The sequence below is a fragment of the Sorangium sp. So ce119 genome (assembly GCF_051524405.1).
Classification (GTDB): Bacteria; Myxococcota_A; Polyangia; order Polyangiales; family Polyangiaceae; genus Sorangium; species Sorangium cellulosum_G.
In genome coordinates this window covers 9,920,438-9,934,495 of the sequence record NZ_CP150310.1, presented here as the reverse complement: position 1 = coordinate 9,934,495, position 14,058 = coordinate 9,920,438, and the positions used below count along the sequence as shown (strand labels likewise).

The window sequence follows — 14,058 nt, the reverse complement described above, 5'->3', positions numbered from 1 at the left end:
CGGCGGGCGCGGCGGCGCGCCGCGGGCGAAGGTGCGGGGGGCTCGTTCGAGTGCGTGCATCCAGCGCGGCTGCTGGGTACCCTGGGCGCGTGGTCAAAGCGGCATGGCTCCGGCGCGGTCTGGTTCTCGCGGCGCTCCTCGGGGCGACAGGCTGCTCGACCCAGCTCGTGAGCCTCAACGAGGGGCCCCGCGAGTACGTGGCGACGGACTACGAGAACGTGCTCCGCGCCTGGACGCGCACGGAGCACCTGTTCGCGCTCTCGGAGCTCGACAACTTCCTCACGGCCACCGCCACGTTCGAGTCGTGGGACTTCCGCTGGGCCTACGTCGCCCGCTACGCGCAGGACTACCGGCTCACGATCGAGCAGCGGCAGAAGCTCCTCGAGAAGACGCTCGAGGAGACGCGCCACCATCACCAGTTCTTCGTCGCGATCTTCGGGGGCGAGCGCAAGTACAACGACCTCTCGACGCCGAACAGCGCGTGGATCGTCCGGCTGATCGACGACACCGGCAACGAGACGGCGCCCGAGGAGATCATCGCGATCACGAAGCCGAACGCGCTCGAGCGGACCTACTTCCCGTACAACACGGTGTGGCGGCAGGCGTTCCGCATCCGCTTCCCGCGCGCGACCGCGGAGGGGAGGCTGACGATCTCGCCCGCCGCCAAGTGGTTCGGGCTGCGCTTCGCCGGAGCGCAGGGCAACAGCGAGCTCGTCTGGCAGTTGACGGAGGACGAGGAGCCCGCCGAGCCGGTCGAGCTGGAGCAGGAGGCCGCGCGGCGGCTGCGCTCCGTGGCGGGCCGCTGACCGGCCCGGGGGACCGGCCGAGCCTGCGGCGGGATTAGCGGCGCGAGGCTCGACCCGCCCGGGGCTTCAGCCGCGCTGAGCGCTCAGCGAGACGGACTGCGCGAGGATGGAGAGCAGCTCCGGCGTGCTCTCGAACAGCTCGCGCAGCACGGGGTGGTCGGCGATGAGCACGAGCGCGCCGCCTCCAGCGGCGCGAGCGATCGACGGCGCCGGCTGGCCTCCGAGCAGCTCGGAGGCGAACAGGAGCTCACCGGGCCGCGCGGCGCCGATGGCCTGGTGCGAGCGCTCGTCGACCAGGTCCAGCGCGCCGGCGCCGATGATGACGAGCCCGGGCATGGGATTGCCGGCGTGGACGAGCTGCTCGCCGGGCACGAGGCCGCGCACGCGGAGCCGGCCCAGGACCCGGCGGAGCAGCGACTCCTCGAGCTCTCCGAGCGGCCCCATCGTGGCTCCAGCGAGCGACTGGATCCGGTCTGCGACGGCGCGCAGCTCATCGACCACCCAGGGGCAGGTGCGGAGCGCGTTGTCGATGGTCGCCTGGTCCCAGATCGCGACCCGCGCGCCGCCTGCGCCGGCGACGACGCGCAGCGGGATCCCTTCCTCGAGCGTGCCGCGCGACGGCACGAGCGCCCCGATGGCGGCGCGCTCGGCCGGCACGTCGACGATGCTCGCGCACACGGCGACGCTCCCGCTCAGCACCAGCGCCGCGCCGTCGACGGCGAGCTCCTCGTCGGGCGCGAGGTCGTCGACCTGCGCCGCGCGCGCGAGCTCGTCGTGCATCTCCTCGGGGAGGTCGGCGAACGCCTCGATCTGCTCGATGTCGCGGCCGGTGATGACGGCGGTCGGCGGGGCGCTGGCGACCGGCGCGGCGCCGGCGCCATCCGGCTGCGGTAGATCCGGCGCGATCTCCGGGTCGATGTCGAGCGCCGCGATCGCTCCCTCCGCCGGTGGCGCTTCGGACGGCAGGTCGAGCACCATCGCGCCGAGGTCGACGGCGTCGCCTGCGTCCGGTCCGGGAATCTCCACCGCGAGCACCTCGGGCGGCGCCGCGGCGGTCCCCGGGCGCGCATCGCCTGCCGGCGCGCGGGCCGATGCCGGGCGCGGTGGCGGCGGCTCGGCCGCAGGGGCCTGGGCCACGGGGGCCCGGGTCACGGGCGCCTGGATTGCGGGCGTCTCGTCGAGCGCGATGTCCGCCTCGTCGAGCAGCTCTTCTTCCGCCGCGGGCTCGGCGACCGCCTCGCCGAGCTCGCGCGGGGGCTGCGCCGGGGCGCTCGCGACGCCGGAGGCGGGCTCGCCGTGGGCAGGGTCGGCTTTCGCCTGCAGGTCGCCGTCCTGCACCGCCGCCTGGGGTGCTGGCGCCGCGTCGTCGCGCACCGACGGCGGCTGCGCGTCGAGGTCGTGATCGGAGAGCTCGATCACGACGGTTCCCTCGGGCGTCGACGCCGGATCCGACGCTTCTGCGGTCGCAGGGGGCTCGATCGGCTCGTCGCGGATCGAGGACACGACGGCGCCCTTCGGGGGGATGCTGTCTGCCGACGTCCCGAGGTGTCCGGGCGGTTCGCTTCCGGCGGGGGTCGCTGGCCGGGGGCGGGCTGCCGGCGCCGGAGGCGCGGGAGGTCGCGCGGAGATCGGCTTTCGCTTGAGCGTCAGATCGAGCGGCGCAGCCGAGGTGATGACCTCGTCTTCGTCGCCCTCGTGCGGCGTCGAGGGAGGCCGGCGAGCCACGAGGTACGTGTCGCCGCTCGGCGAGATGGTCTCCTGCGGGGGCCGAGGTGGTGCGGCCGCCTCGGCGTCATCGGACCAGGGGTCGAGGATCGGCTCGCGCGGCTTCCGCCTCGACATGGCCGTCCCCGGAGCGGGCGCGGCCGGGCTGGGGCGGGTCGCGGCGGGAGGCGAGGCCTGAGCCTCGACGAGGATCTCGCCGACGTCGACATCTGCCGCGGGATCCTCGGCGCGCGTCGCGGGGCTCGGGCTCTGCGGCGGCGCTGACGGCGACAGCGGTGCGGCCGAGGGCAGAGCCGCGGCGGGCGGCGGTGACGACGGCGCGACGGTCGTGGCCGGAGACGGAGGCGCCGCGGGCGGCGGAGGCGGCGCAACGGGAGCCGACACGGCCGGCGCCGCAGGGGCCGAAAGAGCCGGCGCAGCGGCAGGCGGAGGCGCCGTGGGCGGCGCAGGAGGCGGCGCAGCGGACGCCGACAGGGCCGGCGGTGGGGTTGATGGAGGCGCCGCGGGCGGCGGCGCTGGCGGTGCAGCGGGCGCCGACAGAGATGGAGGCGACGCAGCCGATACGGCGGGCGGCGGTGGCGGTGCAGCAGGCGAGGGTGGTTGCGGTGGAGCGGGCACCGGCGGGGACGGCGGCGCTCCAAGCGCTGCCGGCGGCGGCGGTGCGACGAGCGGCGGCGGAGGCGGAGGCGGCGCGACGGATGCCGGCGCGGCGGGCCGAGGAGGCGGCGCTGCGGAGGTCGACGGGGCGAGTGGCGCCGAGGCAGGCGGCGCGACGGACGCCGACAAGGACAGCGGCGGCGCTGAAGGCGCTGGCGGCGCCGAGAGCGGCGGCGCTGAGAGCGGCGGCGCTGAAGGCGCTGGCGGCGCTGAGAGCGGCGGCGCTGAGAGCGGCGGCGCTGAAGGCGCTGGCGGCGCTGAGAGCGGCGGCGCGAGGGGCGCAGCGGGCGGCCGCGATGCCGACGGCAGGGTGTGGGGTGGAGGTGGCGCCGGCGGCGGCAGCGCCTGCGGATGCGGCGGCGCGACCGGCGGCGGCAATGGCGATGCAGCGGATGCGAGCGTCGAGGGGGGCGGCGGCGCGACCGGCGGGGGCAGCGCCTGCGCATGCGGCGTGACCGGCGGGGGCAGCGCCTGCGCATGCGGCGCGACCGGCGGGGGCAGCGCCTGCGGGGGTAGCGGCGCGACCGGCGGCGGCAGCGGTGCAGCGTAGGCGGCCGTCAAGGGCGGCGGCGCGACCTGCGGCGGCGCGACCGGCGGGGGAAGCGCCTGCGGGGGCGGCGGTGCGACAGGCGGCGCCGCCGCGGTCGCCGGCGCGGCGGCTGGAGGCGGCGGCTGCGGGCGCGGCGGCGCGAAGGTCGGCGGATGCGGCGCCTGCGCATGCGGCACTGGCGGCGGTTGCGGGCGCGGCGGCGCGAAGGTCGGCGGATGAGCCGGCGCCGGCGGAGGTCCGAAGGACGGCGGATGCGGCGGCGCTGGCAGTACCCCAGGAGACGGCGGATTGGACGGCGCTGGCGGAGGCCCGAAGGACGGCACCGGCGGAGCCCCGAAGGACGGCGCTGGCGGAGCCCCGAAGGACGGCAAAGGCGGCGCAGACGTCGGGGAAAGGCGAGGCGGAGCCGACGACGGCCGCTGCGATGCGGCGCGCGGCGGGGCCGGCGGAGGCGGCGGGGGCACGCTCTGCGGCTTCGACGGCGCGGCGAGCCACGGCGGGTCGGCGGCGACCTGCGGCCTGTACGACGGAGCCCCGGACAGCGGAGGCGGCGGCGGGATCGCGCTCGCAGCCTGCGTGGCGGCGAGCGGAGACGCCGGCGGCGGCTGGCTCTGATAGAGGGCGCTGCCCTGGAGGGTGGTCACCCCCGGCGGCGGTGCGGACGGCGCGACGGGCGCCGGCGGCTGGGCGTGGGGGGGATCGAGCCGCTGCGGGTACGCGGCGGGGGGCGGCTGCGAGCGCGGCGCTACAGCCTGCGCCGCCGGCGCGAAGGGCGGCGGCGGCTGGACGGGCGGCGCGGCCTGCGGGAACGGGGCGCCCGGAGGCTGCTGCGTCCTTCGTTGCGGCGGGGGCGGCGGCGCGGGCGGCGGGGCGCTGCCCTGCGCGATGCCGGGAAGCGCCGGGGCATACGGCGCGATCGGTCGGGCCGCGGGTGCGTCGTCCGCGGCCGGGTGGATCACCGGCAACGGCCGTGAGAGCGGCGGCGGCACGCGCTCCGACTCGGCGGCCAGCTCCGGCTCCGAGAGCGGCTCGAACATGTCGATCTCGATCGAGGGCATCGAGGCGCGCAGCTCCTCGGTGAGCGAGCGGCGGCGGCGCCAGGTCTGCTCGTCGGAGGGCGGGCCTTCGTCGTCGGTCTCGGTGTCGTCGGACGTCAGGGTCAGCTCGTCGTCCTCGTCGATCGTCTCCAGGAGGTCGGGATCGCTCGGCTGACCGACCTCCGAGGCCATCACCTCCTCGAGCGCGGTCGCGCAGAGCCCGAGCTCCGAGGCGCGGAACGTCTGCCCCGCGGCCCCGGCCGCGTCGGCCGCGCGCCGCAGCCACACGATGGCGTCACGTCGCTCGCCTCGCGCCCACAGCGCGCTGGCCGTGGAGATCCCCCACACGACATCTTCATCGTCATTCGGGTGCGGTTCGGGGAGGGCGACCACGCGGTTCGCCATGAGCAACACCACCTATCACAGGCCCAACAGCGGCCGTTGACCCCATCGTACCTGGCGAGCCGACGTCCCGGTTCGAGCGTCGCGCGAGCCTCACGGCGCGGGATACCGCGCCACCCGGAGCTTAGCCGCGCTGGATACGGCACGTACAAATTACGGCACCGCGGTCGGCTTCCGGCCGTCGCGGCCGCTGGATACGGCCGCCGGAGCCCGCCGCCCGTCGCGGCCGCGCATGGGGCGGGAGGCGCCAGGGAAGCAGGACGACCGCCTCGCGCCCGCCGCGGAGCGCTGGTCAGCGCGTCGGCAAGGCTGCTCTCCCGCGGCGCCGGCGCGGCGCCCGATCAGCGCCGCCCGATCAGGTGGACCGCCGCCCGCCCATGCGCCGCGGCCGGCAGCCCAGGACCGCCGCGCGGCGGCACATCTCGTCGACACCGTCGCGCGACGCCGCCTCTCCGGGCATGCGCCTCGCGAGCCAGCCGATGAGCGTCAGCCCCGCTGCGCGGGCGTCCGCGGGCATCGTTCCCTCTTTCAGGAGGCTCGCGATCTGAGCGATCAGACGCGTGCGCGTTTCCTCAGGCGCCATCCTGCGTGCTCCATGAAGCATTCGAACGGGAAAGTCAAAACAACCGCCATGCTAGCGCGCTGCCCCCGCGGCGGGGACGCCGGGGCTGTGCTCTCCTCAACATCCGTCTCGGTCTGCTCGCCCGGGTCGACCGCGTGGCAACACGCACTGCGGCGCGGCGTCAAGACAGATCCCGTGAGGGTCAGATCGGCGCGATGAGCACCTCGCGATCCTTGGCGCCGTTGGCCGGCCCGACCAGCCCGCGCTTCTCCATCGCCTCGACCAGCTTGGCGGCGCGGTTGTAGCCGACGCCGAGCTTGCGCTGGAGCCAGGAGGTCGAGCAGCGCCGGGTGTCGGCCACGATCCGCACCGCGGCGTCGTACATGGGATCGGCCTCCGCGTCGGACGTGTCGGGCTCCTCGCCCTCGTCGTCGCGGGGCCGGAGGATCGCCTCGTCGTAGACCGGCTCCCCCTGGAGCCGGAGGAAGTCGGTGATCTTCTGGACCTCCTCCTCGGAGCAGAACGGGCACTGCACGCGGCGCGTCTCGTTGGAGCCGTTCATCTTGATCAGCATGTCGCCGCGGCCGAGCAGGTGCTCGGCGCCCTGCTCGTCGAGGATCGTGCGGCTGTCCACCTTCTGCGCGACCCGGAAGGCGATGCGCGTGGGGAAGTTCGCCTTGATCATGCCGGTGATCACGTCGACGCTCGGCCGCTGCGTCGCGAGGATCACGTGCATGCCGGCGGCGCGCGCCTTCTGCGCGAGCCGGGCCACGCTCGCCTCCACGTCCTTGCCCTGCTGCATCATCAGGTCGGCGAACTCGTCGACGACGATCACGATGAAGGGGATCTTCTCCGGCAGCGCCGCGTCCGACCCGTCCTTCGCCGCGTCGATCTCCACCTCGAGCCCGTCGGCCCCGATCGCGCTCACCTTGGCGGGCGGCTTCGGCGGGCGCGCCTCGCCGCGCTGCACGCGCTCGACCCAGGCGTTGTAGGTCGTGATGTTCTTCGTCCCCGCGTTCGCGAAGAGCTGGTACCGCCGCTCCATCTCGTCCACGGCCCACTTCAGCGCGTTCGCCGCCTGCTTCATGTCGGTCACGACCGGCAGGAGCAGGTGAGGGATGCGGTCGAAGGGCGCGAGCTCGACGACCTTGGGATCGATCATCAGGAGCCTGAGCTCCTCCGGCGTCTTGCGGAAGAGCAGGCTCACCAGCATCACGTTGAGCCCGACGCTCTTGCCCGCGCCGGTCGCGCCCGCGACGATCACGTGCGGCATCGACGCGAGGTCGGCGAAGTACGGCGTGCCGATGATGTCGCGCCCGAGCACGCAGGGCAGCGGCGCCTTCATCTCGACGAAGCGGCGGTCCTCGACGAGCTCGCGCAGGTTGACGGGCAGGCGGTGCTCGTTCGGGATCTCGAAGCCGATCCGGTTCTTGCCGGGGATGGGGGCGACGATGCGGACCTTGCGCGAGAGGCCGAGCGCGAGGTCGTCCGCGAGGCCCGCCACCTTCGAGACCTTGGTGCCGGCGGCGGGGGAGACCTCGAACGTCGTCACGGTCGGTCCAGGGTGGATCTCCTCGACCTTGCCGCTGACGCCATAGTCGGCGAGCGTCTTCTCGAGGAGCTGCGCGGTCGCCTTGAGCTGATCCGCGTCGAGCTGGATGCGCCCGCCCGCGGCCGCGTCGAGCATGTCGGTCATCGGCAGGCGGAAGCCCGCCCCGGTGGCCGGGACGACCTTGACCACCGCCGGCTTCTCGCTGACGAGCTCGCGGCTCGTGTCGACGATCGTGGGCGCGCGCGGCGCGGCGCCCTGAGATCGCTCGGGGCCGCCGGCCGGCGGCGGCTCGCGGTGCGCCGCCCGGGCATCCGGCTCCCGCGGCTCGCGTGCAGGCAGGTCACGCGCCTCGTGCGCGGGCAGATCGCGCGGCTCGCGGGCGGTCGGATCGCGCGGCTCCCGCGGCTCGCGGGCGGTCAGATCGCGCGGCTCGCGGACGGTCAGGTCGCGGTGGGCCACCCTGGCGTCGGGCTGCCGCGCCGGCAGCTCGCGCACGGGCAGGATGGGCGACGGCGTGGGCACGTCGAGCGCTTCCGGCGCTGCGAACGCGGCCACGCTCTCCTCGTCGGCCTCGGTCTCGACCGCGTCGTCCTCATCGAGCTGCGCTTCCCTCTCGAAGAGGCGCGCCTCGCCCGCGAAGGGCGACTCGTCGCCGTCCTCCAGGGCCGCGGCGCCGCGCGGCTCTGCGGCGGCCCCGGCGCGGCGCCGCCCAGCGCGGCGCGGTCCGCCGTCGCGCGGCTCGACGGCGCGCTGCGCTCGTTCGCGCGGCTCGACGGCGCGCTGCGCTCCTTCGCGCTCCTCTCCCTCGAACAGCTCGACGAACCGCTGCCCCACCTCGCGCGGCGCGGGGCTGTGCTGCGCCACCTCGCGCAGCGGGTCGCTCTGCGGCGCCTCCTCTTCCGGCTCCGGCTCGGCGCTGTGGATGACCACCTCGTGCGCCTCGCCGCCGTGGATGACCACCTCGCGCGGCTCGGCGCTGTGGATGACCACCTCGTGCGCCTCGCCGCCGTGGATCACCGCCTCGCGCGGCTCGGCTCCCTGCGGCGCCGCCTCGCTCGCCAGCGGCGCCGCCTCGCGTGGCTCGCGCGCCGGCGCCTTCCTTCCGCGCTTCGGCTTCGACGGGGCCGCCGGCTCCTGGGGGGCGGCGCTGGTCGGCGCGCTCTTCCACAGGTCGAGCGCCGGCGTCTCGACGCCGGCCGGCTCGACGGGCGTGCTCCTCGCGCCGGGGTCCGAGAGCGGCTCGTCGGCGTCGTCGGCCAGCGCGGCGATGATCGCGTCGGGGCTCGAGTTGCGCGCGATGATCGGCGGCGCCTCCTGCTCCGAGCCCGTCGCCCGCCGCTCCAGGTCGCGCGCCGCGGCCCACGCCCCGAAGAGCGCGCGCGCCCAGCCGGCGATGCGCGCCGCGATCGCGACCGCGAGCTGCTCGGCCCGATGCGCGAGCTCGATGAACGAGAACGTCGCGCGGCCCATCAGGATCAGCGCGACGATGGTGAGCCCGATGATGTACGACCCGATGTTCGAGAAGAGCGCGCGCAGCACCTCCCCGAACAGCTCCCCCACGGCGCCGCCGAGCGGCATCGCGCCGAACGCGACCGCCCGCGGGAACGCGACGTGCGAGAGCGCCGCGAGCACCACGACCACCACGATGTCGCCGCTCAGCCGGAACAGGCTCGCGATCGAGCGCTTCGCCCCGAGCAGCGGCATCGCGAGCAGCGCCAGCTCGAGCGGCACGAACCACGCGATGACGCCGACCGCCTCGACCGACGCGCCCGCGAGCGCCGCCCCCACGGGACCCACCCAGTCCTCGCCCGCGATCTCCGGGCGCAGCGGATCCCCGCGAAACGAGGCGAGCGCCAGGGCGCTGTACAAGGCGGACACCAGGAGGACCAGCGCCGCCGCGTCCCGGGCGTAGCTATGCCCCTGCGGCGCGGCAGGGCCCGCGACCCCCACCGGGCTGGTCCGTGCGGCGCCACGTGCCCCGGACCGCAAGGGCTCGCCAGGGCCGGCGGCGGGCTGGGCACGGCGAGGAGCGAACAAGGGGACGTTCATACCTACCTAAACCTACTTTGCTCACATATGCGTACTCCGCCCCGGGGGCAAGAAGTCTGGCAGGGCTGGTAAGAATCGGGCAAGGGCGGAACAGACGGGCGCGGCCGCGTACATCCGCGCGCTTGCGTGCGCTTGCGTGCGCGCGCGTGCGCCCGATTTCGCCGGGGGTGCGGGCTCAGCCCTCTCCGGCCCGTGACGGGCGCGACGAGGGCAGGGGACGGAGGGCAGGGGACGACGCCGCGCTGGAGTTCCGGCCCGATTTGGCGGAAACTTCGCTCGGGCTCCCTTCTCGTCGGCCTTGAAATTCTTTCAAACAGGACGCGGCGGGCGGTACCATCCCCACCCTCCTGAGACGTGCATGGAAACTGTCGAACGAGCAGGGCGGCGCGTCGGCGCTGCGGGCCTTCTTTTGCTGTGCCTCGCCACCGCCGGCGTGGGGCTCGCCACCAGCGGGTGTCGCGTCAACGAGAACGACATCCACCGCTGGGAGAGCACCGCCCACGGGCCGGACAAGCTCAGGGCCGTCTTGTTTCACGACAAGTACGACAACTCGCTCCGCGTCGAGGCGGCCACCTCGCTCATCCGCATGAAGCCGCGGCAGGGCCGGCGCGTGGGCATCGGCATCATGGTCGAGACGCTCGCGACCATGGCGCCCGAGGCCCGGCAGGCCATCGTCGCGGCGCTCGTGCCGACGATCATCGCCGAGCTGAGAAAGCCGCCGCCCGTCGCGCAGCCCGGGCAGCCGGTCCCGCCGGACACCTCGTTCCCCTACAAGGACGCGGCGTACGCGATGCTCACGTCCGACCGGACCGTGATCATCGCGGATGAGGGGCTGAAGGAGGGGCTCAAGGCCGCCCTCATCGACTGGGCCATGGCGGACTTCGAGCACCGGCTCGAGGACCGCTCGCAGGCGTACGGGATGGAGCAGCTCCTGCGCTTCATCGGCCCCCCCGCCGTGGCCGGCCTGCCCAAGCTCATGACGCGCGAGGCGAAGCGGCTCGACCAGATGGCGTCGCTCGTGGCCGAGTACGGCGACCCGCAGACCAAGGAGGCCGCCTCGGCGAACCTGGTCGCCATCGCGAAGTTCGTCACCTCGAGCGACTGGGTCAACGTCAAGAAGCCCGATCTCCAGGCGGCGAACGCCGCGTCGAAGCTCACGCCCACCGAGAAGCAGTTCGAGGCGCAGCTCGCGCAGTACCAGGAGGAGGAGCTCTTCCGGGTCTTCGGCTCGATGAAGAAGCTCGGCGGCCGCCCGTCGGTGGACTTCCTCCTCGGCTTCGCGGCGGACACCCAGCAGCCCGAGAAGCGCCGCCAGGCCGCGCTCGCCGCCCTCGAGGGCCGGCTCGATCGCAACAACCCGAGCGACATCCAGCGCATCCTCGAGATCGCGACCGCGGACGCGCCCGACGTGGTGCTCGACCAGGCGTTCCGCCGCGTCGGCGAGATGCCGCGCGAGCTCGTCGTCGAGAAGCTCTACGGCCTCTTCAAGACCGACAAGTGGAAGATCCGCCGCGCCGCCGCCGCGACCATCCTGAAGATGTCGACGGTGAAGCACATCGACGAGTTCATGAGCAGGCTCCCCGACAGCAAGGGGTTCGCCATGCCCGAGGCGCTCACGTACGGCGCGGCGTTCGGCGACCTGAAGGAGGGCTCGCCCCTCGAGGCGCTGAAGAAGCACTTCGCCGCGGGGCCGGCGCCGGCGCGGACGAGCGCCATCGCGTACTACTTCACCTTCGGCACCGCCGCCGACCTCGCCGCGGTCAAGCCGCTCGAGGGCGACACCACGCGCGCGCCGGTCTGCGATGCCGACCCGGACTGCAAGTGGGCGTGCGAGGTGCCGAAAGAGGGGTCCAACGAGCGCGAGCTCAGGGACGTGAAGACCGTCGGCGAGTTCGTTCAGTACTGCATCGAGCCGGCCATGCAGGAGCGGAAGCCGGAGGGCGAGAAGAAGTGACGCGCGCGTCAGGTTTCGCGGCGAGCTGCGCGGGCGATCACGGGATCTCACGACGGCATGTTCAGGGTCGCAGCGCGCCATCGGCGCGGCCGAGAGCCATCAGGTGCTTGCAGGGAAGAGGCCGGGAGGAGGCTTCCCAGCGCAATTCATCCTCCATTATCGTTGGGTAGAGATGAGCGCGGATCCGAACAAGAAAAGCGCACGGACGTTCCAGTGTCGCGATGTCCTTTGGGAGACGTTCGAGCAGATGGCGCGCGAGCTCGAGTGCTCCATCGACTACCTCATCAACGAGTCGATGAAGCAGTACGCGCGGCAGCGAAGCTACAGCCCGCGCACGCCTTTCCCGCCGCCCGCCAGGGTCGACGCGCCTCCCGGCTCCGGTCAGCAGGCGATCGCGCACGCTCATCAGGCCAATGCGATGCCCCCGAACCCGCCGCTCCAGCCGCCCGGGCTGATGACGCCCGGCTCGCCGCCGCCCTTCGGCGGGGGCGTCTCGCTGCAGCAGCAGCCGGCGGTCGGCGGGTCGCCTTACGGGGCATCGCCCGGCGCGCCCGCCTACGGCGCGCCGTCGCCGCCCTACGGCGTGCCGCCGGTGGGGCCGATGCCGACGCCGGTCCCGGCGCTCACGCCGCCGCCGCCGCCGCCCGGGCAAGTCCGGCAGGGCGCGCCGCCGCCGCCCCCGCCGCCGCCCGGCAGCAGCAACGCCGGCGGGAAGCGGCCCAGCTTGCCCGTGCCGCCGCCGATCCCGGGCCGCATGGGCGCGCCGCCGCCGCCCCCGCCGACCAGCGTGACCCGCCTCGGCGCGCCGCCGCCGCTGCCGTCGCAGGCCTCGGTCCCCGGTGGGCGCCAGAGCATGCCCGGCGCGCCGACGGGCCGCTCGGGGCCGCCGCCGCCCCCGCCGATGAGCAGCGTGACCGGGTACGCCTCGCCGATCGGACCTCCGGTGTCGCCGCCGTACGGCGTTGCGCCGCCGACGGCCAGCAGCGTGCCGGGCCCGCCGCCGATGGCCATGGGGATGCCGAACCAGGTCCCCGCCGGCCCGGTGCTCGCCGCGTTCTACGCGGGGCAGCGCTTCGTGGTGAACAAGGACCGGTTCATCATCGGGCGCGGCAAGCAGTCGAGCGATCTGACGATCAAGGACCCGAACGTGTCGCGCCAGCACGCCATGGTCGAGTTCCTGAACGGCCAGTACTACATGGTCGACATGGGCTCGACGAACGGCGTCGAGTACAACGGCCAGCGCATCGCCCGGAAGGCCATCGTCGAGGGCGACCTCTTCCGGATCTGCGACCACGAAGTGCGCTTCTCGTACCGCTGATCGCGGCAGGTCCTTGAGCGCGCGCCGCGTCCCGGGATCCCGCCGCGAGAGGGGGATGCGAAGCGCCGCAGCGGCGGCCGCCCTCGGCGCGGCGGTCTGGGGTGGGGCGGTCTTCGCCTCGCAGCCCCCGCCGTGGGTGCCGGCGGGCGAGCTCCCGCTCCCGGCGTGGGTCAAGAGCGCGCGCGTGCTCAAGCGGGATCAGCCGCTGTTCGAGGCGCCGGGCGAGAACCCGCGCCGGCGCGGCTCGGTCGATCGCAACGTGCAGCTCCCCATCTTCGCGGTCCGGCGCGGCGACGGCTGCCTCGGGCGCTGGCTCGAGGTGGGCGCCACCGCCTGGGTCTGCGACGACGCCGTCGAGCTCTCGGCCGCAGGTCCGATCAGCCCGCTGGTGCGCACGTGGCGCGACATGCCGGACGGGCTGCCGTACCGGTACTATTTCGTCGGCCCCGAGGGGACCTTCGGCTATCGCCGGGCCGAGGCGGCCGACATCGACGCGCCGGACGCGCAGCTCGAGCCCGGCTTCGCGGTGGCGATCGTCGAGGAGCGAGCCCAGGGCGGGGCGCGGTACGGCCGCACGAACAGCGGGTTCTGGGTGCCGATGCGCGATCTCGGCCCGGTGCGCGCCTTCGCCTTTCACGGCGTGGACGTGCCCGCGGGCGCCGAGCAGATCGCGACCGCGTGGGTCGTGTCGGAGAAGGCGCCGCTCTTCCGGAGGACGGCGGCGGGCTTCGCGCGGACCGAGGAGAGCAAGGCGCGGTTCGAGGTCGTCCCCTACCTGGAAGAGGCGCAGGGCGCGTCGGGGAAGCTCGCGCGCGTCGCGGACGGCGACGGCGCGGCGTGGATCGCGGCGCGCGATCTCCGGCGGCCGTCGGTGGCGCCGCCGCCGCCCGAGGTCGACGTCGAGGCGGGCGAGCGGTGGATCGACGTCGAGCGATCGACGCAGACGCTCGTCGCGTATGAGGGCCGGCGCCCCGTGTTCGCGACGCTCGTCTCGACCGGCAAGGGGGCGCCCGGGTCGCCGCGCGCCACGCCCGCCGGCACCTACCGCGTCTGGGCCAAGCTGCTCACCTCGGACATGGACAACCTCGAGGACGAGGGCGCCGATCGCTACTACCGGATGGAGGACGTCCCTTACGTGCAGTACTTCTCCAGGGGAGTCGGGCTGCACGGCGCGTTCTGGCATCGCTCGTTCGGCCAGGTGCGGAGCCACGGCTGCGTGAACCTGGCCCCGCTCGACGCGCAGCGGCTGTTCTGGTGGACGTCGCCCCGGCTCCCCGCCGGATGGACCGCGGTCCTCCCCACGGCGCACGAGCCAGGGACCGTGGTGCGCGTGCGCTAGCAGCGGGCGTCGGAGCATCGCGCGGGCCAGGGCGCGCGGTGCGCGTGCGACGGCGGCGGGGAGCGGGGACATCGCGCGCGCGGGCGAGGCGCTCCGTGGGCGGAGCG

10 protein-coding genes are annotated in these 14,058 nt (G+C 74.6%); 7 read left to right on the top strand and 3 right to left on the bottom strand.

Annotated features, from left to right (window positions below; all coding sequences use genetic code 11):
- Window positions 1-89 precede the first annotated feature (89 nt).
- The gene (locus WME76_RS37585) at window positions 90-806 is read left to right on the top strand and encodes a hypothetical protein (protein ID WP_437956976.1); all 717 of its coding nucleotides are present in this window, start codon (window positions 90-92) and stop codon (window positions 804-806) included.
- Window positions 807-872: 66 nt separating this feature from the next.
- Here the strand turns inward: WME76_RS37585 and WME76_RS37580 are convergent, their stop codons facing one another.
- On the bottom strand, window positions 873-2,648 hold the full coding sequence (locus WME76_RS37580; RefSeq protein WP_437956975.1) for a hypothetical protein: 1,776 nt from the start codon (window positions 2,646-2,648) through the stop codon (window positions 873-875).
- A 191-nt stretch (window positions 2,649-2,839) separates the two neighbouring features.
- Between WME76_RS37580 and WME76_RS37575 the strand changes: the two genes are divergently transcribed.
- The 3 genes from WME76_RS37575 (at window position 2,840) to WME76_RS37565 (ending at window position 4,950) form a co-directional block, all read left to right on the top strand.
- Complete coding sequence (locus WME76_RS37575; protein ID WP_437956974.1) at window positions 2,840-3,643, top strand: hypothetical protein; 804 nt, start codon at window positions 2,840-2,842, stop codon at window positions 3,641-3,643.
- A gap of 383 nt (window positions 3,644-4,026) precedes the next feature.
- Entirely contained in the window at window positions 4,027-4,353 is a 327-nt protein-coding gene (locus WME76_RS37570) for a BatC protein (protein WP_437956973.1), read from the top strand.
- Between the two features lie 21 nt (window positions 4,354-4,374).
- The gene (locus WME76_RS37565) at window positions 4,375-4,950 is read left to right on the top strand and encodes a hypothetical protein (RefSeq protein WP_437956972.1); all 576 of its coding nucleotides are present in this window, start codon (window positions 4,375-4,377) and stop codon (window positions 4,948-4,950) included.
- A 582-nt stretch (window positions 4,951-5,532) separates the two neighbouring features.
- Here WME76_RS37565 and WME76_RS37560 read toward each other — a convergent pair.
- Together WME76_RS37560 and WME76_RS37555 are read right to left on the bottom strand one after the other, a co-directional pair.
- The gene (locus WME76_RS37560; RefSeq protein WP_433930630.1) at window positions 5,533-5,694 is read right to left on the bottom strand and encodes a hypothetical protein; all 162 of its coding nucleotides are present in this window, start codon (window positions 5,692-5,694) and stop codon (window positions 5,533-5,535) included.
- A 247-nt stretch (window positions 5,695-5,941) separates the two neighbouring features.
- The gene (locus tag WME76_RS37555) at window positions 5,942-9,241 is read right to left on the bottom strand and encodes a DNA translocase FtsK 4TM domain-containing protein (protein ID WP_437956971.1); all 3,300 of its coding nucleotides are present in this window, start codon (window positions 9,239-9,241) and stop codon (window positions 5,942-5,944) included.
- A gap of 457 nt (window positions 9,242-9,698) precedes the next feature.
- On the opposite strand from WME76_RS37555, the gene WME76_RS37550 reads away from it, so the two are divergent.
- The 3 genes from WME76_RS37550 (at window position 9,699) to WME76_RS37540 (ending at window position 13,951) form a co-directional block, all read left to right on the top strand.
- On the top strand, window positions 9,699-11,294 hold the full coding sequence (locus tag WME76_RS37550) for a hypothetical protein (protein WP_437956970.1): 1,596 nt from the start codon (window positions 9,699-9,701) through the stop codon (window positions 11,292-11,294).
- A 172-nt stretch (window positions 11,295-11,466) separates the two neighbouring features.
- Window positions 11,467-12,612, top strand: coding sequence for an FHA domain-containing protein (locus tag WME76_RS37545; RefSeq protein ID WP_437956969.1), 1,146 nt, complete (start codon window positions 11,467-11,469; stop codon window positions 12,610-12,612).
- Window positions 12,613-12,667: 55 nt separating this feature from the next.
- Entirely contained in the window at window positions 12,668-13,951 is a 1,284-nt protein-coding gene (locus WME76_RS37540; protein WP_437956968.1) for a L,D-transpeptidase, read from the top strand.
- Window positions 13,952-14,058: the final 107 nt, after the last annotated feature.